This window comes from Paenibacillus sp. YN15 (assembly GCF_003285005.1).
In the GTDB taxonomy this organism is placed as follows: domain Bacteria; phylum Bacillota; class Bacilli; order Paenibacillales; family NBRC-103111; genus Paenibacillus_AR.
The window spans coordinates 24,271-49,458 of sequence record NZ_QMFA01000044.1 but is presented as its reverse complement, the minus strand read 5'-3'; the positions used below and the strand labels follow the sequence as shown (position 1 = coordinate 49,458).

The following is a 25,188-nucleotide window of genomic DNA, read 5'->3' as shown; positions in this document are numbered from 1 at the left end:
CCGTTGCAGATTAAAGACTCGCCGTTGCAATTTCAAGGATTCTGTTTCCGGCCTATTCTATAATAAAATCCTAGCACGATATGAGAGCGTGAAAGGAGAAACCAAGAATGGCCGTTACACAATCTGCCGCATCATCCGAATCCGGCATAGAAAAGTCAACAAATGAAGAAGCTCCCTCCAAAACTGCACGAAGAATTACAAAGCGCATATGGAAGGCCAATATCCCCCTCTTCCTGCTGTTCCTTCCGGGAGCCCTGTATTATATTTTGTTCAAATACATGCCCATGGGCGGCCTGATTATTGCGTTTAAGGATTATAACTTTGCCGATGGGGTGTTTCATAGCCCCTGGGTGGGAATGGACAATTTCCAAACCATTTTCCGCCAGCCGCAAACCCTGAATATCATTCGCAATACGGTGGTTTTATCATTCCTGAACGTGTTCGTGGGATTTCCCTTCCCGATCTTGCTGGCCATTATGTTAAACGAAGTGCGGAGAGGCTGGTACAAGCGCATTATTCAAACGGCAGTATATTTGCCCCATTTTTTCTCCTGGGTCATCATTGGAGGTTTTGTGATCACCTTGTTTTCTGTGGAATCCGGTACGATCAATCACTGGATTGAGGCGCTGACGGGAAAACCTTATCCGTTTTTGTTCAATGAAACTTCATGGATTGCCATTTATGTCGGTTCAGGCATATGGAAGGAAACAGGATTTGGGGCGATTATTTACTTGGCTGCATTAACGAGCATTGATCCCAGCCTCTATGAATCCGCCAGCCTGGACGGCGCCAGCAAGTTTCGGCAAATCTGGCATATTACTCTCCCCGGGATCAGCTCGACAGTTGTCATTATGTTCATTCTGGCTATGGGCAGGCTCATGGAGGTTGGATTTGATCAAGTGTATGTGCTGCAGAACAGCGTGGTTTCCAATGTGGCGGATGTGATCAGCACCTTTATGTACCGTGTGGGGCTGCAGGGGGCGCAGTTCAGTCTGACATCTGCAATGGGGATGTTTGAGTCCTTGATTGGCTTATCCCTTGTTCTGACTGCCAATGCGCTGGCGCGCAAATTCGATAGAGGACTTTGGTAAGGAGGACAACATGAAACCCACTGTTGGAGAAAAAATCTTTTATTTCATCAATGCCTTCCTGCTGCTCCTGCTTGGAATCAGCTGCTTGTTTCCGCTGGTTCATACGGTGGCGCTGTCACTCAGCGATCTGCATGCCATCGTATCCGGCAAGGTCACATTTTATCCGGTGGGATGGAACACAGACGCCTACACCTCCCTGTTTAACGGAACGCGAATTGTGCCGTCCTTCCTGAACAGTGTTGTGATCACCGTCGTCGGCGTTTGCCTGTCCATGCTTGTTACGATTATTACGGCCTATCCCCTTGCCCGCAAAATTTTTATTGGCCGGCGCTTCTTCACCCTGGCAATGGTCTTCACGATGATGTTCAGTGGCGGATTGATTCCGACCTATCTCGTTGTCAAATCCTACGGACTCATTAATTCGTACTTTGCATTGTGGCTGCCGGGATTGGTTGGTACGTATAACCTGCTTGTGATGCGCACATTCTTCGAGAATATACCGGATGAGCTTGACGATGCTGCACGAATTGACGGCTGCTCGGATGTGAAATATCTCCTGCGGATTGTACTGCCGCTGTCCATGCCAGTATTGGCAACGATTACCCTCTTCTACGGTGTAGCCTACTGGAATGCGTTTATGAATGTGCTTATTTACATCAACGAGACGAGCAAATTCAATCTGACTGTATTGGTGCAGAATATGATCAGAAGCCAAAGTCTGCTGCAGGAGATCGTAGCGGCCAGCGGAAATGCGGAGGAACAGATCCAAGTGGTGCCTGAATCGTTGAAAGCGGCAGGTATCCTGGTGATGGTAGTACCAATGCTGCTGGTCTATCCATTCCTGCAAAAGTATTTTGTCAAAGGCGTGATGCTTGGCTCTATTAAAGGCTAAGCTTCTGCATATATTCATGTTTGCTCTCATGACCAAATACGAAAGGGGTAACAGATGTGAAAAAGACAAAATGGATGAAAGCAGGGCTGGCAGTTTTATTGGCAAGCGGCGCCACTCTGGCCGGCTGCGGAGATGAGAAGCCGAAGGGAGACGCAAGCAGTTCGCCAGGCGGGCAGGCATCGTCGGCGGCCAGTCCCGAGGTGAAGAAGGATATTACGGTTTCCATCTATGATCGCGGGATCGTTTCCCCGGAGGAAGGCACAGTAGAAAACAATCGTTGGACCAAATGGATGAATGAGAATGGGCCGGCCCATGTGAACTATGTGGCTATTCCACGGACGAATCCGGCGGAAAAAATCAACGTTCTCTACGCATCAGGCAGCGCTCCGGATTTGCTTCTTGAATATTTACCCGCCATTCGCAATACCTTATACGACCAAAAGCAATTAATGCCGATTGACGATCTGGTTGAGAAGTACAGCACTGTTTACAAGAAGCTGCTGGATGAGAACCCCATCCTCAGAAAAGTCGGCACGAAGGCTGACGGAAAGCTCTATGAATTCGGCAAACTGAACTGGATAGTCCCGCAGCGCGGCATTCTGATCCGCACGGACTGGTTGACCAAGTTGAATCTGAAGGCGCCTGCAACAACAGAGGAGCTGTATGAGGTGGCCCGGGCTTTTACGGAGCAGGACCCGGATGGCAATGGAGCCAAGGATACCTATGGATTGGCCATAAGCAGCCAGTCTGCCTCAACCTTAATGCAAGTTTTCGGCGCCTTCAGCAAATGGAAGGTAAAGGATAACCAACTGGTATTGAGCTGGGAGCCCCAGGTGGAGTACCATACCTTTGTTAAAAAATTGTATGACAACGGCATTATAGACCGGGACTTTGCTACGGATCAGAATGGCAGCAAGGCCAAGCAGGATTTCATCAACGGCAAGATCGGCATCTATCCTTATCAGAACGGGGATGCCATGAATATTTTGCAAAGCTTGATCGACCCGCTGAAGAAGAATGTGCCTGCTGCAGATGTAACCTTTATTCCTTATCCCAAGAGCAAGGAAGGGGCCTTCGTTCCCACATTGGGCAATCCGGTTCAGATGACAGCCGTGATCAGCGCTACGGCCAAGAATCCGGATGCTGTTATGAAATACGTGGATTTCAATATGAGTGAAAGCACAATCAGTACATTGGGGTATGGAATAGAGGGTGTTCATTACAAAATCAACAGTCTGGGTGTCCGGGAAATTATTGATGCCGCCAAGTACAAGAAGGAAGTAAGCGATATCACTCAGGACATGCGGACCATGATGAACAGCTCCGCTCTGACCTTCAGCAAAGAGGATCTGCCCTATTTCAAATTTAACAGCGATGCCCGCAAGGAAGAATATCAGAAATTCTATGATTTGCACCGTGATACGTATTTAACCCTTGACAGGCCTTATTCCGAATTAACCGGCTCCGAGCATATGCCTGTGCTTCCCAAGGAGCTTGCTACCTCCAGTACCAATGCGGATAAGGCTATCGGTGATTTGTGGCAGAAGGCGGTTGTAAGCGGCAGCAAGTATACCGTGGAGCAGGCGCTGGCGGAGGCCAAGAATATCTGGCAGAAGAGTGATGGCAAGGCCATTGAGGATTGGCATAAAAAGTGGTATGAGGACAATAAAGATAAGGCGCTGTTAGCCGGAGATATTTATGATTTCGCCAAAGCGCAAATTGAAAAATACAAAAAGATTAAGCAGGAAATAAAATAACGTTTGATTTGCAGGCGGGGCATCTGAATGGGGAAAGACTTATGAATGGAGATGCCCTGCTGCAGCTTACATTTCAAAGAAGGGAAGGGCAAAATGATGAAAAAACGCTTCATATCCCTATTGATTGCGTTTGCGCTCCTTTATGGTGTTCTGCCTCTGCCGGCAAGGGTTTTAGCAGATAGTGGTTCAGGCGGTGAAGCCCCGGTAGAGTATTCCCAACTCGTCAACGATGATTATCAGCAGCAAAGCAGCACATTGTTTATTACCCCCAAAACCAATCGGTACGAATATGTTGCGGAAGGAGATGGAAACGTATTCCTGAATTTAATCAGGAAAACAAATGCGGATATCACCATGGATTATGTGAGTACGGCCAAACCGATTAAAGCCAATTCTTTCTATGTGGAATTCGATACGAAAGGGATGCCCTCATCCACCCCAACGGGGCCGAGAGGAGTCGTGCAATTCCGCAACACCGGAGACAGTGACGGCTTAAACAAGAAATACAGCAAGCTGTTTACACTGAACCCCAATGGCACCCTGACATTTGATCCCACAAATACGGTCATTCCCCAGTTTTCTTCTGAAGGGTGGACGACGGTAAAGGCTGTTGTGGATTTGGCGAACAGAACCGTAACCTTGTATGTGAATGGTGAAGAAACGGTAACGAATGCTGCCATGCATAATGCTGCGGCTTTTGAAGACAATGTTGACATTGAATTGATTCGCTTTCAACTGTTTAACGATAATGGCTATGGAGGCTGGGGGCTGGATAATGTAAAGCTGTTCCAAGAAAAAGAGCCGGAGGTGGAATATTCCCAGCTGGTCAACGACGATTATCAGCAGCAAAGCAGTACGTTCTTCATCACCCCCAAAACCAATCGGTACGAATATGTTGCGGAAGGAAATGGAAACGTTTTCCTGAATTTGATCAGGGAAACAGCTTCGGATATCACCATGGATTATCTGAATATGGCCAATCCGATTAAAACCAATTCTTTCTACGTGGAGTTCGATACGAAAGGGATGCCCCCATCCACCGCAACGGGGCCAAGAGGAGTCGTGCAATTCCGCAACACCGGAGACAGTGACGGCTTAAACAAGAAGTACAGCAAGCTGTTTACCTTAAATCCCAATGGCACTCTCACATTTGATCCCACAAATACGGTCATTCCCCAGTTTTCTTCTGGAGGGTGGACGACGGTAAAGGCTGTTGTGGATTTGGCGAACAGAGCCGTAACCTTATATGTGAATGGGGAAAAAACGGTAACGAATGCTGCCATGCATAATGCTGCGGCATTTGAAGGCAATGTTGACATTGAATTGATTCGTTTTCAGCTGTTTAATGATAATGGCTATGGAGGCTGGGGGCTGGATAATGTAAAGCTGTTCAGAGAGAACGGACCGGAACCGGAGAGGAAAAGCGTGTTTCCCGATGATTCCGAGGCGCTGAGTCTGCTTCAGGGAAAAACGGCCGTACAAATGGGCTCTGGGGCGTATTATCTAAATGATACAAAAAAGGCGCCATTGTACAACACATTGATTCGCAACAATGCTGCCATGGTTCCGGCTCAAATGGCAGCGGAGCTTTTGAATTGCCCGTTAGTTTGGAACGAAGGGACGCAAACCATCCTGCTGGATAACCGGATTTCCATTCCCATAGGCAGCAATATGGCTAATGTGGACGGCGTTTCCAAAGAAATGGAAGCGATTGCATTTGTTGAAGACGGCGTTCCCTATGTTCCCATTGTTTCGGTGGCGGGGTTCTTTGGCAAGAACGGCCTGTTTCATGAACGCAGAAATCTGGTTGTGATCAGTGACAATGCGATTACCTTGACCGATGCGGAAATTCAGCTGATGAACGGATATCTGCTTTACGACCGTCCGACGAAGGAGCGGATTCAGGAGGATTTCCTCGCAAAGAATCCCAATAACAATCACCCGAGGATTATCGCCACTGCCGAGGATTTCAACCGAATCAAGCAGACTGTCCAATCCAACCTTTTGCTAAAAGGATGGGTTGACGGACTGATTGCAGCGGCGGACAGCCAGCTTACGGCACCTACCGCCCAATATATCATCTTGGACAATAAGCGGCTTTTGGATCAGTCGCGGGCCGCCCTGAAAACATTCGAAGCAGTAAGCTTCGCTTATCAAATGACAGGGGACCATAAATATGTGCAGCGCGCTTGGCAGGAAATTCAGGCGGTGGGCAGCTTTCCGAACTGGAATCCGATCCATTTCCTTGATGTGGCCGAGCTTACTGCCGGCGTTGCCCTGGCGTATGATTGGATGTATGACGCCTGGACACCGGAGCAGCGAACATATATCGAAGGCATCATTACCGACTTCGGCTTGAAGCCCGCGGAGGATACCTATTACGGCGCTGGTGTTTCTGGTACAAAATGGGAAAAAGCTACACAGAACTGGAATATCGTGTGCAACAGCGGAATCTCCATGGGCGCTCTGGCTATCTTTGAAGCCGATCCCGAATATAACAGCATGATTCTGGCCAATGCGGTGCGCTCTGTTGAATATTTGTTTGACCAGTTTGCTCCTGACGGTGGATATGATGAAGGGCCGGGGTATTGGGAGTATACGCTGAATTATGGGGTGAAGTTTTTCTCCACGCTGGAGAATGGATTTGGTACAGATTATCATATAACCGATGCCAAGGGCTTGGACAAAACGGCGGATTTTGTGCTTCATGCCGACAGCAGCTACGGTGTGAATAATTATCACGACGCCTCTCTGGGACATGTAAATCCATCCTGGCTGTTCTATCTGGGAACGAAGTATAAGAATCCCGGAGTCATCAGCGCCAAGCTGAGGAAGAACGAGCTGCTGGGGACAAAACCAACCATCTATGACCCTATTTTTTATAAAGATACCTCAATTACCGCTTCCGGCATTCAGCTTCCCTTAGATGCTTATTTCAGAGGGCCGGAATTTGTGGCCATGCGCAATTCATGGGATGCGGCAAAGGATAATTATTTATCTTTCCATGCCGGCCAGCTTAATGTCAACCACTATCACGTGGACAGTGGCAGCTTTGTCTATTATGCCATGGGTGAGCCATGGGCAGTGGATCTGGGGATGGACAATGTAACCTACAAGGTCGGATATGGAATCCGAAATGACATCTACCGCGTTCGTGCTGAAGGGCATAATTCGCTGGTGATAAACCCGGATCTGTCTCCGGGCATGGTTCTGGATTCTTTTAGTCCAATCACAGAATTTGTGTCCAAGGACAGAGGAGCGTTCTCTATTGTGGATCTTACACCGGCTTATGCCAATCAGGTTTCGGATTATAAGCGGGGATATATGATGTCCGATGACCGGAAAGGCGTTATCGTACGTGATGAAGTGCAGCTTAACGGTCAGTCCGAGCTGTACTGGTTTATGCACACTGGGGCAAATGTAGAAGTGATTGACAATCATACAGCCATTTTAACGCAAAATGGAAAGCAGCTCCGTTTCGAGTTTGTAACGGATGCAGGGGATGTTGCCCTTAGTGTCATGGAAGCAAAGGCCCTCCCCACTTCGCCGACAACCTACCAGTCACAGGAAGCATCCAACAGCAAATTCAGAAAAATAGCCATCAGAATGAACACTTCCGGGGAATTGAATCTTGAGGTGCGGCTGATTCCCGTGGGAGATCCCCGTGAGTATAGCGGTGTCCCCAATGTTAAGCTTGCGGATTGGGTCATCCCGGATGGGGCGCTGCAGGCGCTTCCCGAATTGGATCAAATTCTGGTGAACGGGGAACCGCTTGAGAATTTCAGCAAAGACATCTATCAATATACGGCAGACGTTGCTAATAATAGTCCGTCTCTCCCTTTGGTTGAGGGGCAGGGCGCCAATCTTGCCATTGAGAAAACCATTACGGAAGAGAAGGCCATCCTGAAGGTGTTCTTTCCGGAAGATCCTGAACGGTATAATTTGTATGTGATTTCCTTTCACTATGTTGATCCTCTGTCCAGCATGGCCGGTTATAACCGGTATCCCATTTCCGCCGTTTCGGCAAGCTCTGTTCCCCAACCGGAAAATCCGCCGGAAGCGGTGATGGATAGTGATTTGTCCACGCGCTGGTCCGCTTCCGGAGAGGGAGAATGGATCGCCATTGATTTGGGTGAAAGCAAAAAGGTGGATGCCGTCGGTATTGCATTCTATAACGCGGTGGAGCGAACCTATACTTATGCCATAGAAGCATCTTCGGATGACATTCATTATGAAACGGTTTATTCCGGTCCCTCCAAATCCATTGATGGCTATGAGATTGTCCGTTTGGATCATCCGGTGAATGCAAGATTTATTCGCTACAAAGGAAACGGAAGCAACGTGAACAGCTGGAATAGTGTATTGGAGCTGCGGGCTTTGTCCACGAAGCCGCAATACCAGCAGCATTCAGGAGCACGCATCACCGGGCCGGCTGTTGTCAGCTCCGGGGAACTGCTGGAGGCCACTTTTCGGCTGGAGAATGTAACGTCAAGTGTGTATGCCATGCAAACAACAGTTTCATACTCACCCGCCCTGCTGCAATTGGTTTCGGTGGCCTCCCTTGCGGACGGCTTCTCCGTTACCCATTCGGTCTACGGAAACGGCCAGGCGCAAATCGCGGCCTCCAATCCGGCTCGGGATAGCGGAGTGTCCGGCTCGGCGGACCTTCTCCGGCTGAGCTTCCTGGCACTGCCTGCCGCGCAGACGGTAACCGGCACCGTGTATGCGGCGGATGTCCGCGTGGCCGACCGCCAGGGACATGTAACGGAGCTGGATGCCGGAGCGGCGTATAACGTCAGCATAACCGCGGCTCCCGCGGTTGACCGTGAAGATGATGCTCCTCCGGAAGAGGATGCTCCGGCAGCGGAACCATCACCGGCGAATAAGGAAGAGGTACAGGCGGAAGTGTTCACCGGTGCAGGCAAAGGGACTGTAAATGTGGAGATGGACAAGGAGAGAAGGGCGGCGAGGGTAAACTTGAACGGCAGCTTGCTTGAGCAATTCGCCAAGGATGCGATGGATCAACGGCAGTCGCTTGTTTCGATTCCAGTGGTGCAAGGAGCCCAATCTTATGCCCTTCGAATCCCCGTCTCCCTGTTGGATTCCCAGAATGGCGGCCTCAATCTAAAGCTGGCTACGCCAGAGGGTTCCATCGTCTTGAAAGAGGCTTTGCTGCGGGAGTTGGCAGATGAGGATGAACAGACGGCATTCATAGAGATCAAGTTTGAACCGGCATCCCAAACAGAGCTGTCTGCTGCTGTCCGGGAGGGAATTGGCCAACGGCCGCTGGTTCGAATCAGCGCAGCTGTCAATAACCGAGTGATTGCCCCGCCGCTTAACACCACATTTGCAGTCGAGCTTCCTTACAGCCCTGCGAAACATGAATTGTCCGGGCATGAGCATCTGGTGATTTGGGCTATTGATGAAGCGGGAGCAGCACATCCGGTTCCTAACGGCAGATATCAACCTGTGACAGGCACGGCTGCATTCACAACCCAAAGCTTTGGCCCATACGGAATTGCCTTCGTGCAGAAAACCTTCTCGGATCTTGGGCAGGCGGAATGGTCGCGTAAGGCTGTGGAGGTGCTGGCTTCCAAGGGCATTATTGATGGAGTGTCTGCTTCGCAATTTGCCCCTGAGCATTTCGTGACGCGGGGAGATTTCCTGAAAATGCTGATTCCCGCGCTGCAATTAGAAGCAAGTGGAGGGTTGGCACTGCCCAGCTTCGAGGATGTGTCGCCGGAAGATTATGATTACGAAGCGATAGGTATCGCACAAGCTCTGGGCATCATCCAGGGTACCGGGGATAACCGCTTCTCCCCCAGGGCACTTATCAGCAGAGAGGATATGTTCGTTATGGTGCACCGGGCGCTGCTGCTGGCGGGGGTTGAATTGAAATCGGAGAACGCGGCGGGACTGAAGCGCTTTGCGGACTACGAGAAAATCGCGGATTATGCTTCCGCGGACACAGCAGCCTTGGTCAATACCGGTATTGTATCCGGCGACGGCGACAAGCTGAATCCGAAAAGCACCGCAACACGGGCAGAAAGCGCCGTTCTGCTGTACAGACTCTACAATCTGCAAACGGTGGATAAATAATGGCAATGGCAAAGCCCCTGTCGGCGCTGCAAGGCATAGATGAAGAGCTGCGGGAAGTGATGCGGGATTCCCTGTTTATCGACGCTGCCCGCCGCGACGCCCTGTGCGCAGCTTTATTGAGGCGCATCGACATGCTGGCCGAGTTTGTCCGCTCCCGAAGCTCCACATCCTGGCGGGATGAGCGCAGCGCCGATGTTGTTGAAGATATTGCTTACAGCGGCGCGCAAGCCGAGGAGGAGCGGGGGCAATAATTGCTTATGAAGCCGCCTGGGTGGCGCAAGGGCCAAAAAAAAAGATCGGGTACAGAGGCGGAAACCCGCTCCTGTACCCGTTTTTTTGTTTACGGTCCATGCTCATGCAGCGTGGTTAAGGGTGAACTGTTCCTACTGATTGATCAGCACCTGCTTCGGGTGATACACTACCGCCACCGCCGCCAATACCACCTTCAGAACCATTATCGCTATCCATGATTTCCATGGGTAATCTGACATAAAAAAATACGGAATTTTCACCCGGCGCCAGAGCTTCAATGGGTATTTCGGTCCCCGGTTCGCCCTTGGCATAAAGTACAAAGTTGCCGTTTTTATCGGAATAGGTATCGATCACGCCGCCCTTCAGCAAGGTGAAGGGTTTGGCAGTATAACCTGTAACTGTTACAATCCCGCCCGGATAATCATATAGATTGCTTGTCACAACAGGAGGAATGGTAACATCTGCCGACCAGTCCTGCTCTACGTAAAACTCGACTTGACTGGGATTGCGGCCAGGCAGTTGTGCGGTAACCCTCAAATTTTGATTCAACTGTTTAACATTGAATGTAATTATGTCTTTTTCCAAGTGATCTCCCGGTTGTCCAATCCAATCTCCGCTGTCCAGCAACTCGCCGGCCTGGTTGTAAATGGCCACATAGGAGCCAGCAGGGGCTTCCATTTCCAGCCTAATATTGGTCCCGCCTGACACGATCTTTTGAGGTACTATCGGTTTAGGCGTTTCTCCTTGCGCAGAGTAAACAGCCAGAGTAACTGTCTGACTGGGAACGAAGCCGGGTAACTGTGCTGTCAGATGCAAGGAAGTTTCCGACACCAGGCTGGGGCTGGGAATGCCTATTTGGAAGAGACCAAAAGCATCGACTGTATTTGTAGTCACGATTTGACCTGCAGCGTTGGTCACTGTAATAACGGCGAAAGGTTCCGAACTTCCTCTAATGGTTTCAACCGCATTGGTGCTTCGGTAAACGGTTTGGGTGACGGTCTTTAATTTAGTGGCATGAGGATCATTATAAATGGAAATCTCCACCGGATCGCTGGGATCTTTACCATGTTCCTTAATGGAGACGAGAAGCCGTGAGCTTCCGTTAATCAAGTGTTGATCCACCCTATACCGGCCGCCAAAATATTCTGCAGGATCATACCATATGCTCTCGTTTGTATCGGTTGACTTGATCTGGACGCCGAATTTGTAAGCATCGGATAGGATAGAAAGCACAGGAGCTTCCATATGCTTCAGCAGAGTTCCTGCAACCACCAAGGGCGTCTTCGTTTTTCCTTGATTCGCCTGTACCTTTAGGGAGCGTACTGCGCTTGGCGCCTTGCCTGGAGCGGTTGCTGTGAGATATACGGTTTCTCCGCTGACAAGAGAGGTGTTTAGGTGTATGCTGTCCAACAGCACGATATTGCTAAATTGCTCCCCCTGCTGACGGTAGATCACTGTACCATCCTGTTTCTTCAAAGTAACAACGGAGCCATTGTCAGCCGTAACTTTAAGATTCACACTATCGGTATAAACAATCCCCGAGATGGAAGAGACGCTTGTTTGTTTAAGGATGCTTAACTCTTGAGGGTCGCTTTTGGCTTTGCCGGCAACTTTTGCATAGATGATAACCTTGCCTCCTCCGTATATTTCGGGAGCACCAAGCATCAGCTTGAAAGGATAACTTCCGTTAGGACCGGCGCCCAGTTGATATGCCAGGCTTTTGACGCCGTTGGAATTAGGCCATTCGAGGAGCAAGGTTGCATAATTCGGGAAAGAGCCTTCAATAACTACAGTTCTATCCATAAAAGATACATTCGCCGCAGGCTTTTGCGTTTTGCCGCTTGTTGTTTTTGCTTGAATGGTTAAGGGAGTGCTAGGATTCTTTCCGGTTTCTTTCACTGTGACGGCAACCTGGTCTCCTGGATTCAGATTCCAATCTGTAATCTGAATAGTGGCTAAGCCTGCCAAATTGGCTACTTGTTGAACGGTTTGGCCGTTATGGACAAGTGTCACCAGGGCACCGGCAGTAGAGCCGACATTCATTAGGAAATCACCCGCATAAACATCGCTTATCTCGGGTTGTTGGGAAATTCCTGAAGCAGCTTGCACTTGGAACCGGACCGGTGCGCTGGTATTCCGCTCCTGAAACATACTTCTGGCATATGCAGTGAGTATCTCGCCCGGGGTGGATTGTACTGCTCCATTCGGGTAAAGGGAAGCTCCTGTATAGGAGTAAGTATTCTGATGCAGGATTACCTGTCCTTTTTCATTTACTACCAAAATAAATTGCTGGTCTTGAGGCTGGTTATTGCCATAATCAAGCTTGATAGGGTCCCCTTGATAATAGGGTTGTATGATAGCCGGTGCAACGGTTGTTTCAGTAGTAGAGGTGGTGACGGGATAGCTTTTTTCAACAGAGTAGCTGCTCCCCGGCCGCTGTGCCTTTAAGCTAAACGAGTCTCCGGCTTTAAGGGGAAATATGGAAGGATCATAAAGCATAAAAATGCCATATTCATCCGGAACGGCCTCTGTCACGAAAAGCTTGCTTGAACCGTTGGCAAATGTGAATTTTTCCAGGGTGATCTTGACGCCAGGCTGAGCTTTTCCGTAAATGGCCATGTCCCCTGCAAGGGTTCCTGTATAAAGATGTATGTAATTTAAATCAAGGAAGGACTTCAAGCTGGACCAGTTGTAATAACCTGACAGCTCATGCGTCTGATTTCCCCAGTTTATGGCGGCATCAACAGCTTGTTGTGCTGCGGCGATGGCTTCTTCATAATTATAAATGTCCATCCAGCTTACATCAGCATCTGCTGGCAACTCACTTAGTTTGTTCACCGCCTCGTCTTTGGTGAGGGCCTTCATTTGGATCTGGGCGGCTTGCAGCTGGTTTTTTAGTTGCGCGTTTATGGCGTCAGCCATATTCATCTTTACCAGGGCGTTGTACTGGCTCACGGCCTGCAAAACCTTTGCCTGATCCGCCAAAACAAGCTTGCTGGTATCCCCTAAGGCTTGGATGGATTCCTTGGTGGTTTTTCCTGTGTTTTCCTTCAGCACAGCCACTTTGGCGCCGCTGAGATCCACTTCCACATTCGGGTTCAGGATGCCGTACCCGCTCACATTTCCATCCGCTTGCACCCGGCCGTTGGCTTCCATGATCAGGCTCTGCACGGAGGCGCCGTCGCGGACCAGGATGGAAGCATCAGCGGCTTGGCTGCGGACGGTTCCGTTGATGCTGCCGCGAAGCTCGATGGTTTTGCCCGCGGCTGAAGAGGGGATAATCACTTCACCGGCGGAGCCGGCCGATGCCTCCAGTATAGCTGCCGATTCCACAAGGGTTCGGGCAATGGCGGTGCCGGATTGGACCAAAATGCGCACCGGTGTGCCTTGACTGCCGGTGTTGACGGTGAGGGAGCCGGATACCTTCACATCCTGAAGGATAACGGAGTGATCCGATCCGGACAGTACCCGCAGATCAGCTGCTTGTATATTGCGCAGGGTTACCTCGCCGGATGGTCCCGGGTTGACGGTGAGCGTACCCGATATGACGGCAGCTCCCGTCTGCGGTCCGAATACGGTAACGCCCGCCGCAACGGTGAAGCTGCCGGTATAGTTGCCGGCAGGCAGGTCCGTCAAGATACTCCCGTCTGCCGGAGCAGGAGTGGGGGTTGCAGTAGGTTTGGGTGTTCCGGCACCTGGTCCTCCGCCCCCAAATCCCCCACCGCCAAAAGCAGCGGACGGAGACGGGGAGGGAGAGGGAGTAGCCGAAGCGGCCGGGCTGGCCAGCGCCGCCGCTTTGTCCAAATATGTATCCTTGTTTTCCAGCAGCTCATACGCCAGCCGCGCCAGCGCCTGACGGTCCGCTTCCGCCTTCGGACGGTACAGAAGCTTGCCGTTGTCGTCCTGGGAGCCTTGGAGGAATCCGATTTGATAAGCAAAGGAAACGTAGTGCTGGGCCCATGGAGAAATATCATTAAAATCGCCAAAGGCGGAGGTGTCAACAGGCAAGGCCTCAGCCGCTTCGCTAAGCTTGAGCGCCCGCATAAAGAAGGCGGCCAGCTCTTCCCGGGTTACCCATTGCTCCGGCGCAAACTCATTGTCGCTGACGCCGTCGGTAATCCCCTCCTTCACAAGCGCTCCCGTATAGCCGGCATACCACGAGTCGGCAGGCACATCGCGGAAACGGGAGGCGATTTCCGGCTCTGCTTCCAATTTGAGAATGCTGGCGATCACCTTGGCAAACTGCGCCCGCGTAACCCGTTCCGTGGGGCGGAAAGTGCCGTCGTCGAAGCCGTCCAGAATGCCGGAAGCGGTCAGAGAGGCAATTTCCTTGGCCGCGTAGCTGGCGGATAAATCCGAATAATGGGCAGCCGGACTGGCTGCAGCGCTTTCCTCGGCTCTGGCCGCGGGCAAGGCAGGTGAAAGCATGGAGGTCAGTAGCGCGCCGCTCATCAAGAGCGCCGCCCATTTGGGTTTCCACCGGGGTTTGGCAAATAACATAGATATACCTGCTTTCTCAAAGTTTTTATGAGAATCCATTATAAGTATAGGAGATAAGTGGAAAATGGAAAAGAAAAATTATGCGGGAATGAGGGGGAAAATCGTTTTTTCTGGCGGAAAGGCTCAAACTAACGAGGGGATCATAAGGATGGTGGAAATAATCCAGAAAAAGGTCTTTATATGGCGAACTCGGGGCTCCGCAAAAAAATCCTGAGTTAATTTGTTTAATGAACAAACAAATATATATAATAAATGAGAAAGTAATCAACTGAATTCAAAGATTTTTTATGTATCTATGTTAAACTATTGACATTAGATACTGTGGTTAAAAAAGTTCTTTTGTGAAAGGAGTCACGACTGCAGATGACAAACCAGCAAAGCTTTACCCCGGTGTGGCAGGCGGATTTGGGGGATGGGCGTTTCCAGAATCCGATTTTGTACGCGGATTACTCCGATCCGGATATTGTGCGTGTAGGCGACGATTTCTATATGACGGCTTCCAGCTTCGTCAGCTCCCCGGGGCTGCCGATTCTCCATTCCAAGGATTTGGTCAACTGGACCATTATCGGCCATGCGGTGGACCGGCTGCCCGGCGGCTACGACGGCAATGTGCGGCATGGCGACGGCGTATGGGCCCCGGCTATCCGTCATCATGACGGGAGGTTCTGGATTTTCTTCAGCGCGCCTGACGAAGGCATCTATATGACCACTGCCGTGAATCCGGCGGGACCGTGGACGCCGCTTCATATGGTCAAGGAGGTCAAGGGCTGGATCGACCCGTGCCCGTTCTGGGATGACGATGGACAAGCGTACCTGGTTCACGCCTTCGCCAGAAGCCGCTGCGGCATCAAGCACCGGCTGAAAATGTGCAGAATGAAGCCGGACGGCACGGCGCTGCTGGATGACGGCGAGGTGATTTTTGACGGGGAAATCGATCATCCGACTATGGAAGGCCCCAAGATGTACAAGCGCAACGGCTACTATTATATCTTCGCTCCGGCAGGGGGCGTGCCCACAGGCTGGCAGACCATTCTGCGCTCCAAATCCGTGTACGGTCCCTATGAGGATAAAATTGTGCTGCATCAGGGAGACACTCCAGTGAACGGCCCCCACCAGGGCGGCTATGTGGAGCTGGATTCCGGCGAAAGCTGGTTTGTCCACTTCCAGGACAGAGAGGCATACGGCCGGATTGTCCATCTTCAGCCCATGGGCTGGGAAAATGACTGGCCGGTTATGGGCGTGGACATCAACAATGATGGCGTCGGCGAACCGGTGCTGGTCTACCCGAAGCCCAATGTGGGCAAGGAATATCCCGCAGCTGTCCCGGAAACCAGCGATGACTTCAACGCAACCGTGCTGGGCCTCCAGTGGCAGTGGCAAAGCAACCGCAAGGAGGAGTGGTATTCCCTCGAAGCCAATCCCGGATTCCTGCGGCTCTACGCCCAGCCGCTTCCGGAAGGGGGCAGCATTCTCTATCACGCTCCCCATGTTCTCTGCCAGAAGCTTCCCGCGCCGGAGTTTGCCGCTACCGCCAAGCTGGAGCTGAATCTGGCTCAAGGCGAGTCGGCGGGACTGACCGCCTTCGGACATGATTATGCGTATGTAGCGGCGGAAGCAACGGAGAACGGACTGCGGCTTGTGTATGCCGACAGCTTCGGCAACAAGGAGAAGGAAACAGCTCCCGCCGAAAGCCGGAAAGCGGAGCTTGATCTGCCTGCCGGAACCAAAACCGTATATCTGCGGGCGGAATGCAGGCTGGAGGCGGTATTCACCTTCTTCTACAGCCTGGACAATGAAACCTATCTTCCCATCGGCGAATCCTTTACAGCTGTGCCCGGAGGCTGGGTGGGGGCCAAGGTGGGGCTGTTCGCCCTGAAACCAACGGCGGTTGCTCAAGGCGGTTATGCCGATGTGGATTGGCTCCGCTTTGATCTCTTGAAGGCATAAGCGGACAAAGGAGCGTACAAACCATATGGCGACTTTTCGCAACCCGATTATTCCCGGCTTCAATCCTGATCCGTCCGTTTGCCGGGTAGGCGATGACTATTATCTGGTGGTATCCACCTTTGAATATTTTCCCGGTGTGCCCATCTTCCACAGCAAGGACCTGGTGCATTGGCGGCAGCTTGGCCATGTGCTGGATCGGCCATCCCAGCTGAATCTGGATGGCACTCCCTGCTCCAAAGGGATTTATGCCGCTACCATCCGGCACCATCAGGGCATCTTCTACATGATTACCACCTTCGTGGAGAGTGTCACCGGGGCCAGACGAAATTTCTATGTGACGGCAGAGGACCCAAGCGGTCCCTGGTCCGATCCGGTTTGGCTGCCGGAGGCTCCCGGCATTGATTCCTCCCTGTTCTTCGACGATGACGGCCGGGCCTATATCATGGCTAACCGCCAGCCTCCAGGCGGGCAGCAGTATCCCAAGCATATGGAGATTTATTTGCAGGAGCTGGACCTGGCTGACCGCAAGCTGGTAGGGGAGAAATACAGTCTTTGGGACGGGGCGCTGAAGTTCATTCACGCCCAGGAAGGTCCCCATTTGTACAAGGTGGATGGCTGGTACATTCTCCTGATTGCGGAGGGCGGCACCGGACACACCCATTCCATTACCGTCGCCCGCAGCCAAAACCTTACCGGCCCTTACGAGGGCTGCAAGATGAACCCCATTCTGACCCACCGCCATCTGGGCAAACGCCACCCCATCTCCAACGTGGGCCATGGCGATCTGGTACAAACCCAGAACGGCGACTGGTGGATGGTGTGCCTGGGCTCCCGTCCCTACGGCGGATATTACCGCAATCTGGGCCGGGAATCCTTCCTGGTGCCGGTGGAGTGGGAGGACGGCTGGCCTGTGGTCAATGCCGGCAAGGGTATGGTGGAAATGGAGCTGGAACGTCCCAACCTTCCGCAGCACCGGTTTTCGCCGCCTTCGGCCTGCGATCATTTTGACCAAAACAAGCTTGCCCCTTCCTGGATGTTCATCCGCACCCCGCGGGGGAATTTCTGGTCCTTGGAGGAGCGCCCCGGTTATCTGCGCCTGCGGCTGAAGCCCGAAACTCTGATGCAGGAGGCCAACCCCGCCTTTGTGGGACGCCGCCAGGAGCATATGAGCTTCGCGGCGCGGACGGCGTTGGAGTTCACTCCGCAGACGGAGCAGGAGGCTGCCGGGATTGTGCTGCTGCAGAACACCGAGTACCAGTACCGGATGGAAGTGGCGCTGGACCGCGGGAAAACCGCCGTGCGCCTGATCCGCAGAACCGCGGGAGCCGATGAGCTGCTGGCTGTTCAACCGCTCCCTGGGGCGGAGCCGGGCAGCCGGATCTACCTGAAGGTGGAAGCGGTTGGCCAAAGCTACAGCTTCTACTGGGCTGTCCGCTCCGAGGAGTGGCAGCCGCTTGTGGAAGGAGCGGACGGCACTATCCTGAGCTCCGATGTGGCAGGCGGCTTTACCGGCTCTGTGATGGGCCTTTATGCCACCTCCCATGGGACCGCCAGCCGCGGGTACGCCGACTTCGACTATTTTGAATATTTGCCGTTAAACGCCGAGTAGCACGTGTACAGTTTAGAGCCCTGCCGGGAAATTCCAAGCGGCGGGGCTTCTTTTCCTATAGAAGGGGGGCCGCCCATGCATAAATATCTCACCCGCTTATTAACTTACAGTCTGCTGCTGGGAGCTTTGCCTGCGGTTCTCATCGGAATCATCTCCTACTACATTGCTGCCCATGATATCAAAGACAAAGTGAATGAAGCCAATGAGCAGCTGCTGGCCCAGACCCAACTGAGAGTGGAGCAAACCCTGCGGTCCATGGAGCTGTCCGCCATGCAGTTCGCCAATTCCAGTCTGGTCCAAGCCGCCATGGACAAGCCGCTTACCGCCGAGGACTTTATGGAAGTGCGCAGCCTCATGACCGAGCTGTTCCAGCTGCAGACCCAAACCATTATCAATCAGGCGTATTTGGTGAATCTGGAGCATAACTGGATGATCAGCCATCAGGCGCTGGATACCCTGTGGAACCATCCTGAAAGCGCGGAATTTTTGTCCTATGCCAGGAACGGCCGGGATTTTTTCTGGTCCTCCGTCAATCTGGACAGCATCGGCAAAGCACCCGGGAGCGAGGAGGAGGAAGCTCCGGAGAAGCCGGCGGATATGATCCGTCTTGTCCAGAAGATTCCCATGATTCCCGGCAGCACCACGCCCAAGGGCCTGCTGGTGCTGCAGATTTCCGCCGCGGATATCAAGAGCCTGCTGACCCCGGATAATGTGCTGGGCACCCAATATATTTTGGACCGGAGCGGCAGCGCTTTCCTTTCTCCTGTGGAGGAAATGCGCCGTTATGAAGCTGTCAATCTCCGCATCTCCAGCCAGGTAAGCAGGCTTTCGGAGGAGGGGGCGGCAGGGCTGGAGCCGGTGACCCGGTTCTTCTATTCAGAATTGACCGGGTGGAAGGCAGGAATTACATACCGGACCTCCAGCTTAAACGGCTGGACCTATGTTTCTGTGGTTTCCGTGGCCGACATCACCAGGGAAAGCTCCAAAATCGCCTGGGCCACTGTGCTGGCCAGCCTGCTGATTCTTGCCGTTGTCCTGCTTTTGTCCCTTTTGGGCACCCGGCACATGTACCGTCCCATCCGCCGTTTGTTGGAGTTCTCCAAAAGGGTTGCTCCCGCGGATGGCAGGGACCGGACGGGCCGGAACGAACTGGAGCTGATTCAGGAGAGCCTGCAGCTTCTCTCCGCCTCCCGCAACCAGCTGGACAAGGAGATGGAGTCGCAAACCGCCCACCTGAAGGAATTTTATATGCTGAAGCTGTTTACGGGCCAAATGTCCGATGACGAATATTTGCGCAAATCTGCCATGTACGGCTTTCCCGCCGAATGGAAAAGCCTTGGGGTGCTGTCCCTGCAAATCGATCTGCTGCCGGACAGCCGGTTTCAGGAGCAGGACCGGGAGCTGCTTTTGTTCGCCGTCAACAACATGGTGGTGGAGCTTCTGCCTCCCCATTCCCGTTTCAGCCCCATCCTCCTGAACGATTCTCAAGTAACTCTGCTGGCGCTTACCACCGATGATCCGGAGGCGGGAAAAGCCATGCTTTACAGCTTCGCCGAAACCGTCCGCTCCAAGGTGGAGCAATATCTGAAGCTTCCGGTCAGTATTGGGCTGAGCCGCCCCTTCGCCCAATTGTCAGGCACCGTCAACGCCTACGGGGAGAGCCTGGCCGCGCTGAAGGCGCGGATTAATCTGGGGACGGACATTATCGTCCATTATGATGATTTTATGGTCCGGAAAGGCTCCGGCTCCGCCGTCTATTCCCGGCTGAAGCTGGTGGAGGAGCAATTGGCCCAATCCGTCCGCGAGCTGAAGCCCGGCAAAGCGGAGGAGGAGCTGCGGGAGTATATGGGGATGCTGCTGGATGAAAGCAGCGACCGGGCGGAATACCATATTCCGCTCCTGCAGCTGGCCATGCGGCTGTTGGAAATTGCCCAGGAGCAGGGAGTGCCCGTGTCCCAGGTGCTGGAAGGGGAAAAGGAAATCCAGCGGTTTCTGCGGCTGCAGACCCGGGAGGAGCTGCTGCTGTGGTTTCAAACCAGGCTGTTCGCTCCCCTTATCCAGCTGCTTGCCGAGAGGAATGAGCATCAGTATACCAATATTGCCCAGCAAATGGCCGACATCATCCACAGCCATTATGACAAGGAACTGTCGCTGGAATCATGCGCGGCGATGATGCATTTTCACCCTTTTTACCTGAGCCGTGTGTTCAAAAAAGAAATGGGCATTACCTTCAGCGACTATGTGGCGGAGTACCGGATGAATATGGCCAAAATCCTGCTGGAAACCACCGATCTGAAGATCGCCGAAATCGGCGCCAAGCTTCAATATAAGAATAACAGCGCGTTTATCCGCAGCTTCCGCAAGGTGCACGGAATAACTCCGGGACAGTACCGGGAGCACGCGGAAAAAGGGGGCAGCCCGGCCAACGATGCAGCTGAAGGAGGGGAGAAGCCATGAGGAGGAAACTGGCGGCGGCATCTGCAGCGGGGGCAATGGCGGTGGCGCTTCTGGCGGCAGGGGGTTGGTTTTGCGCCGGACGCGGCGGCAATGGAGCAGGGGAGCAAAACGAGGGGGAGCCGGAACTGGTGCTTAGTATGGTGACCAATCAGGTTGGGGAAGTCCCTGAGGAGAACAATCTGATGGAGCAGGCCATTCAGGCCTATACCGGCGTCCGGCTGAAGATCGGATGGGTTCCGCCCACCGCATATGATGACAAGGTCAATGTGATGCTTGCCGCAAGGGAGCTGCCCAAGCTCCTGAAGGTCAATTATACCCCCACCGTAATCAGCTCCCTGAAGGCTGGACTTTTTTGGGAGATTGGCCCTTATGTCCAGCAATACCGGAATTTCTCCGCCCAGCCCCGGGCTTTCTTCGACAACGTGGCGGTGGAGGGCAAGCTTTACGGCGTTCCCATCTTCCGCAATATGGGCCGGGTTTCCCTTGTATACCGCAAGGACTGGCTGGATGCCCAAGGCTGGACGCTTCCGGTCACTCTTGAGGACTGGTACCGGGTGATCAGGGCGGGGACTGTGGACGACCCGGACGGGAACGGCAAGCAGGATACCTACGGGATGATGCTGGACAAAAATTACAATCAGGGCACCGCCTCCACTCTAAGCCGGCTTGCGGTGGCCCAGGGCGCTCCCAACAAGTGGGGCGTGGACCGGGAGGGGAGCTTTATTCCCGAGTTTGTCTCGGCGGAATATCTGGAGACCATGCGGCTGTTCCGGCGGCTTTATGCGGAGAAGCTGATCAACCCGGATTTCGCCGTGGTGGACGCCTCAACCATCGACAAGGCCTATGAATCCGGCAAGGCGGCTTTCCGTTTGACCGGAGGCAATGCCCAAACCATTCAGAACCAGCTGGAAAAGCTGAATCCCGCCGCCCAGGTGGACAGCGCGCCGCTTAAAGGTCCAGAGGGCATCCGGGTGCCGGGAGAGGGAGGCAATGCGGGGATGCTGGTGTTTCCGAAAAGCGCCGTCAAAAGCGAGCAGGAGCTTCAGCAGATTCTGGGCTTTCTGGACAAGCTGATGGACCCGCCAATGGTGAATCTTCTGGTGAAGGGCATTGAGGGGCGGCATTACAAGGTGGAAGGGGAGTTTACGGTTCCCCTGGACAAGGATTTGGACTTCAAGGAGGTGAAGCCGTACCGGGACACCTTCCCCAACCGGGACGAGCAGTATCATATGGACAAACCCTCCAAGGACACGGACTTGGCCCGCAAAAGCAAGCTGATCGGCTACGAAAATGAGCAGCATGCTGTCCCTAACCCGGCGCTGACCTTGGACTCTCCTACCTATGCGGAGCGGGGGAAGGAGCTGGATCAGCAGATCGCCGATGCCCAGACCCTTTATATCATGGGAAAAATAGATGACCGGGGCTGGCAGGCGGAGGTGGAGCGCTGGCGTTTGGCCGGCGGGGACAAGGTTGCCCGGGAATATAAGGAAGCGTATCAGCGCGTTGTGCGTTGATAGGCAGGAAAAACACCGCCTGTCCGGGCTTTAAGCCGGGGGCGGTGTTTTGGTGCGGAGCGGGTTGTTACAAATATCCCACATCATTCTCCTGCTTCACGGGATGGGCCAGCACCCACATGAAATAAAGGGCTTTGGCCGCCTTTTCCCGGCTGACCGCAAGCTTGGGCTCCAGCAGGTCGCCATTCGCCATGCGGCCCCGGACAAGGCCGTATTCGGAGCGGATCAAACCCAGCCCGTAGGCCTCCTTCAGCTCCGGCTCCAGAGCGGCGTCCACCTGCTCCGTATCCTTCAGCTGCTCCCACGGGACCAGCGGATCATAACGAACCCCCTGGGCGCCGGAGCTCAGGTTGGGATCGTAGCCGGGCATACCCGGCAGGAGAGTAGCGCCGTTGTAATCCGTCATATAGGCGGGCTTGGAGGTGAAGGCGGCGTGATAGGCTTTTGCCAATAGTATGCCCATCCGCTCCCGGGTGAGAGGGCCGGCGGGCCATTCGGCCGTTGGCAGCGGCGCCAAACCAAGGAGGCGATAAAGCGCCTTGGCGAACGTTTCGGTATCCATGGGCTCATAGGGCCGGAAGCGGTTGTCCGCATCCTTCTCCAGCACGCCCAGTTGCAGCAGCTTTTCGATCTGGTTCCGGTAATAGGCTCCCCGGCCGGTGGTGGTATCCGCCGCCATCTGGGGGAAGAGGGGCGCCCAATGATGTCCGGCGATGGCCGCCTTCACCTCCGGCTTCAGAAAAGCGGCAATGGCGGCTGCTGTCCGGTCGCCCCGGGCTCCCATTTCCGCCAGCTCCTCCGCCACCATACGGGCCAACTGCCGGGCCAGCGCTTCCTTATAGTGGGTACCGTCGATTTTGTTGGACGGGTGGCCGTTGGCGAAGCTGCCGTCATTGGTTTTTCCCGGGGTTTCCCCCGCCTCCAGGGACATAAATAGGGCTATGGTGGCCTCTGCTCCGATTTCATTATAATAGTCCACGCTGCGGGCGTTTAAATCCAGCAGCGTGACGCCTTCGGCCAGAGCCGCCTGCTTCATCAGCGCGGGAAACCGCCGTGTCTGGAAAGAGTCAGCAAACACATGGCCGGGCTGGGCCTGGCCGTTCACCCGGGATACCGGCGTGATCAGAACGGGGATCACGCCGCGGGAACGGATGGCCGGCAGATGCACCTCCCGCAGATACTCCTCGTAGGAGGCCTCCGTATTGCCCCGGCCGAAGCGGTGCAGCTCATCCTGGCGCTCATCATTGTGGCCGGATTGGAGCAAGAGGTAGTCGCCGGGATAGGCGGAGAGCAGCAGATCGTTGAACCGGCCTTCCCAGTAGCTGTTCTTGAGGGAGCGGCCGCCCATGGAATAGTTGATGACCCGGACCCGCTCAAGCTCGAACAGGTCGTCAAACACCTGCCCCCAGCCGCAAAGTGGCGCTTCCTCAAAGGTGTAGGATTTGACGGTGGAGTCCCCAAGGGTGTACACGGCGGGAAGCACATCCGCAGGCCGTTCCTGAAGCAGCAGGGAGGTGATCCGGATTTCCTTGACGCCAACGGCGGCGCCGGGCTGTTTGGGCTCGATTTCAATATCCACGATATTCCGCCCATTCACATAGTGATAGCGCCACTCCCGGGCAGATGGGGAGACGGAGGCGGGATGGCGGACGGGAATGAGGCCCGCGGCATCCCAATGGCCGCCCTCCAGGATGCGCCCCGGATGCAGGCCGGAGATGGACACATCCGTTATCTCCAGCGGAGTGGCGGTAACCACTTCGATTTCATAGGCTCCGGGAGGAATCCGCACCCGGAAGGCCATGCCGAAGCGGTTGTAATGCTCCTGCTCCAATCCGGCAGGGGCTTCAAACTCCCGTACCGCCGCATAGAAACCGGAGGAATCCGCCGTAATTTCCTCCCATTGAACCGGGCGCGGGGGGACTGCGCAGGTCTGGCGGACAAACCCCCAGCCTCGCTCTTCATTATATATAGGCGGCGCTCCGTGGTATGGAACGTGAATAAACCCAAGCTTGTCCGCGGATTCAAAGTTAAATCGCAGGGTCAGGGAAGTCTGTGTCTGTGTGGAGATGGATGGTTGAGAAGACATAAGCGCGAGTGTCCTTTCTTTTACGCAAATTTGGGAAGCGGCCGGTCACAGTAGGCCATCTGTCTATTATACCGCAAAATTATGAACGAACTGCTAACCTTTTGCGGGATGCTTAAAGAGCCTTGTGAAACGTGGTACAATATAGGAGAATTTCATTATATATATAGATAGAGAGAATACGGAGGATAACACAATGAAAAGCTTGAAAGGCACACAAACGGCAGAAAATTTGCTGAAGGCTTTTGCCGGGGAATCCCAGGCCAGAAGCCGGTACACCTTTTTCTCTGAAGTAGCGGAGAAGGAAGGCTACCATCAAATCAAGAAGATTTTCATGGAAACCGCAGAAAATGAAAGAGAGCATGCCAAGCGCTTCTACAACCTGCTGGTGGCGGGTTTTGCGGGTGAGCTTCCCGTAGGCTTGGAGATCAACGCCGCTTACCCTGTTGCTCTGGGCACCACTCTGGAGAACCTGGCCGCTGCAGCCCAAGGCGAGAACGAGGAGTGGACCGAGCATTATCCGGCTTTTGCCAAGGTTGCCCAAGAGGAAGGTTTCCCGGAGGTGGCCGGCGCCTTCAAGCTGATCGCTTCCGTTGAAAAGCACCATGAAGAGCGGTATCGCAAGCTGTATGCCAATGTGGAAACCGAGGCTGTGTTCAAAAAGGAAGAAAAGGTTCAATGGAAATGCGACAAATGCGGCTATATTCACGAAGGCCCCGCAGCGCCGGGCAAATGCCCTGCCTGCCAAGCCGAAAAGGAATATTTCGAGCTGGCCAGCGAAAACTATTAAGGTGCTACAAAATAACAGGTGCGAAGCCTTTTGGCTTTGCGCCTTTTTTGTAATGTTGGAAAACATCAAGCCGTCGCGGACACAGCGTCCGTTATTTTCCTCATTTGGCCCTTCTACCGATTTTCGCGGCCAGACAATCCGTTATTTTGCTATGGAAGCATGGAAACCCCTTGTTTTTTCACGCTTAACGGATTCTG

At 53.4% G+C, this 25,188-nt stretch carries 12 protein-coding genes and 1 pseudogene; 10 read left to right on the top strand and 3 right to left on the bottom strand.

Annotated elements, in window-relative coordinates:
• The first annotated feature begins 107 nt into the window (after positions 1-107).
• The 5 genes from DQG13_RS25495 to DQG13_RS25475 all read left to right on the top strand — a co-directional run bounded on the left by DQG13_RS25495 (position 108) and on the right by DQG13_RS25475 (position 10,090).
• Complete coding sequence (locus DQG13_RS25495; protein ID WP_113023003.1) at positions 108-1,091, top strand: ABC transporter permease; 984 nt, start codon at positions 108-110, stop codon at positions 1,089-1,091.
• A gap of 10 nt (positions 1,092-1,101) precedes the next feature.
• A complete protein-coding gene (locus DQG13_RS25490) occupies positions 1,102-1,983 on the top strand; it encodes a carbohydrate ABC transporter permease (protein WP_113023002.1) in 882 nt (293 codons plus the stop codon).
• Between the two features lie 56 nt (positions 1,984-2,039).
• Positions 2,040-3,740 (top strand): type 2 periplasmic-binding domain-containing protein, encoded by a 1,701-nt coding sequence (locus DQG13_RS25485; protein WP_113023001.1) that lies wholly within the window; start codon positions 2,040-2,042, stop codon positions 3,738-3,740.
• Between the two features lie 93 nt (positions 3,741-3,833).
• Positions 3,834-9,839 (top strand): S-layer homology domain-containing protein, encoded by a 6,006-nt coding sequence (locus DQG13_RS25480; protein ID WP_181592994.1) that lies wholly within the window; start codon positions 3,834-3,836, stop codon positions 9,837-9,839.
• The gene (locus tag DQG13_RS25475; protein WP_113022999.1) at positions 9,839-10,090 is read left to right on the top strand and encodes a hypothetical protein; all 252 of its coding nucleotides are present in this window, start codon (positions 9,839-9,841) and stop codon (positions 10,088-10,090) included. Before DQG13_RS25480 ends, DQG13_RS25475 begins: the two co-directional genes overlap by 1 nt.
• Before the next feature lie 115 nt (positions 10,091-10,205).
• Here the strand turns inward: DQG13_RS25475 and DQG13_RS25470 are convergent, their stop codons facing one another.
• Both DQG13_RS25470 and DQG13_RS31945 read right to left on the bottom strand, forming a co-directional pair.
• Positions 10,206-14,324 (bottom strand): S-layer homology domain-containing protein, encoded by a 4,119-nt coding sequence (locus tag DQG13_RS25470; RefSeq protein WP_258525861.1) that lies wholly within the window; start codon positions 14,322-14,324, stop codon positions 10,206-10,208.
• A 15-nt stretch (positions 14,325-14,339) separates the two neighbouring features.
• Positions 14,340-14,519 (bottom strand): annotated as a pseudogene (locus tag DQG13_RS31945) (S-layer homology domain-containing protein); the annotation flags it as partial.
• Between the two features lie 435 nt (positions 14,520-14,954).
• Here DQG13_RS31945 and DQG13_RS25465 point away from each other — a divergent pair.
• From DQG13_RS25465 to DQG13_RS25450, 4 genes are all read left to right on the top strand, one after another.
• Positions 14,955-16,538, top strand: a complete 1,584-nt coding sequence (locus DQG13_RS25465; protein WP_181592992.1) for a glycoside hydrolase family 43 protein — start codon at positions 14,955-14,957, stop codon at positions 16,536-16,538.
• A gap of 25 nt (positions 16,539-16,563) precedes the next feature.
• On the top strand, positions 16,564-18,147 hold the full coding sequence (locus tag DQG13_RS25460) for a glycoside hydrolase family 43 protein (protein ID WP_113022996.1): 1,584 nt from the start codon (positions 16,564-16,566) through the stop codon (positions 18,145-18,147).
• Positions 18,148-18,222: 75 nt separating this feature from the next.
• Positions 18,223-20,604 carry an AraC family transcriptional regulator gene (locus DQG13_RS25455; RefSeq protein ID WP_113022995.1) on the top strand — a complete coding sequence of 794 codons (2,382 nt, stop codon included), beginning with the start codon at positions 18,223-18,225 and terminating at the stop codon, positions 20,602-20,604.
• Entirely contained in the window at positions 20,601-22,118 is a 1,518-nt protein-coding gene (locus DQG13_RS25450) for an extracellular solute-binding protein (RefSeq protein WP_258525860.1), read from the top strand. The genes DQG13_RS25455 and DQG13_RS25450 overlap by 4 nt, the downstream gene beginning before the upstream one ends.
• A gap of 67 nt (positions 22,119-22,185) precedes the next feature.
• Here DQG13_RS25450 and DQG13_RS25445 read toward each other — a convergent pair whose 3' ends face one another.
• Positions 22,186-24,204, bottom strand: coding sequence for a GDSL-type esterase/lipase family protein (locus tag DQG13_RS25445; protein ID WP_113022994.1), 2,019 nt, complete (start codon positions 24,202-24,204; stop codon positions 22,186-22,188).
• 193 nt (positions 24,205-24,397) lie between these two features.
• Here DQG13_RS25445 and rbr point away from each other — a divergent pair, with 193 nt between their 5' ends.
• Positions 24,398-24,991, top strand: coding sequence for a rubrerythrin (gene rbr / locus DQG13_RS25440; protein ID WP_113022993.1), 594 nt, complete (start codon positions 24,398-24,400; stop codon positions 24,989-24,991).
• Positions 24,992-25,188: the final 197 nt, after the last annotated feature.

Excerpts from the sequence above, each read along its gene's own strand:
- DQG13_RS25495 (WP_113023003.1), top strand. The coding sequence starts at position 108 with ATGGCCGTTACACAATCTGCCGCATCATCCGAATCCGGCATAGAAAAG.
- DQG13_RS25490 (WP_113023002.1), top strand. The coding sequence starts at position 1,102 with ATGAAACCCACTGTTGGAGAAAAAATCTTTTATTTCATCAATGCCTTC.
- DQG13_RS25480 (WP_181592994.1), top strand. The coding sequence starts at position 3,834 with ATGATGAAAAAACGCTTCATATCCCTATTGATTGCGTTTGCGCTCCTT.
- DQG13_RS25475 (WP_113022999.1), top strand. The coding sequence starts at position 9,839 with ATGGCAATGGCAAAGCCCCTGTCGGCGCTGCAAGGCATAGATGAAGAG.
- DQG13_RS25465 (WP_181592992.1), top strand. The coding sequence starts at position 14,955 with ATGACAAACCAGCAAAGCTTTACCCCGGTGTGGCAGGCGGATTTGGGG.
- DQG13_RS25460 (WP_113022996.1), top strand. The coding sequence starts at position 16,564 with ATGGCGACTTTTCGCAACCCGATTATTCCCGGCTTCAATCCTGATCCG.
- DQG13_RS25455 (WP_113022995.1), top strand. The coding sequence starts at position 18,223 with ATGCATAAATATCTCACCCGCTTATTAACTTACAGTCTGCTGCTGGGA.
- DQG13_RS25450 (WP_258525860.1), top strand. The coding sequence starts at position 20,601 with ATGAGGAGGAAACTGGCGGCGGCATCTGCAGCGGGGGCAATGGCGGTG.
- DQG13_RS25445 (WP_113022994.1), bottom strand. The coding sequence starts at position 24,204 with ATGTCTTCTCAACCATCCATCTCCACACAGACACAGACTTCCCTGACC.
- rbr (WP_113022993.1), top strand. The coding sequence starts at position 24,398 with ATGAAAAGCTTGAAAGGCACACAAACGGCAGAAAATTTGCTGAAGGCT.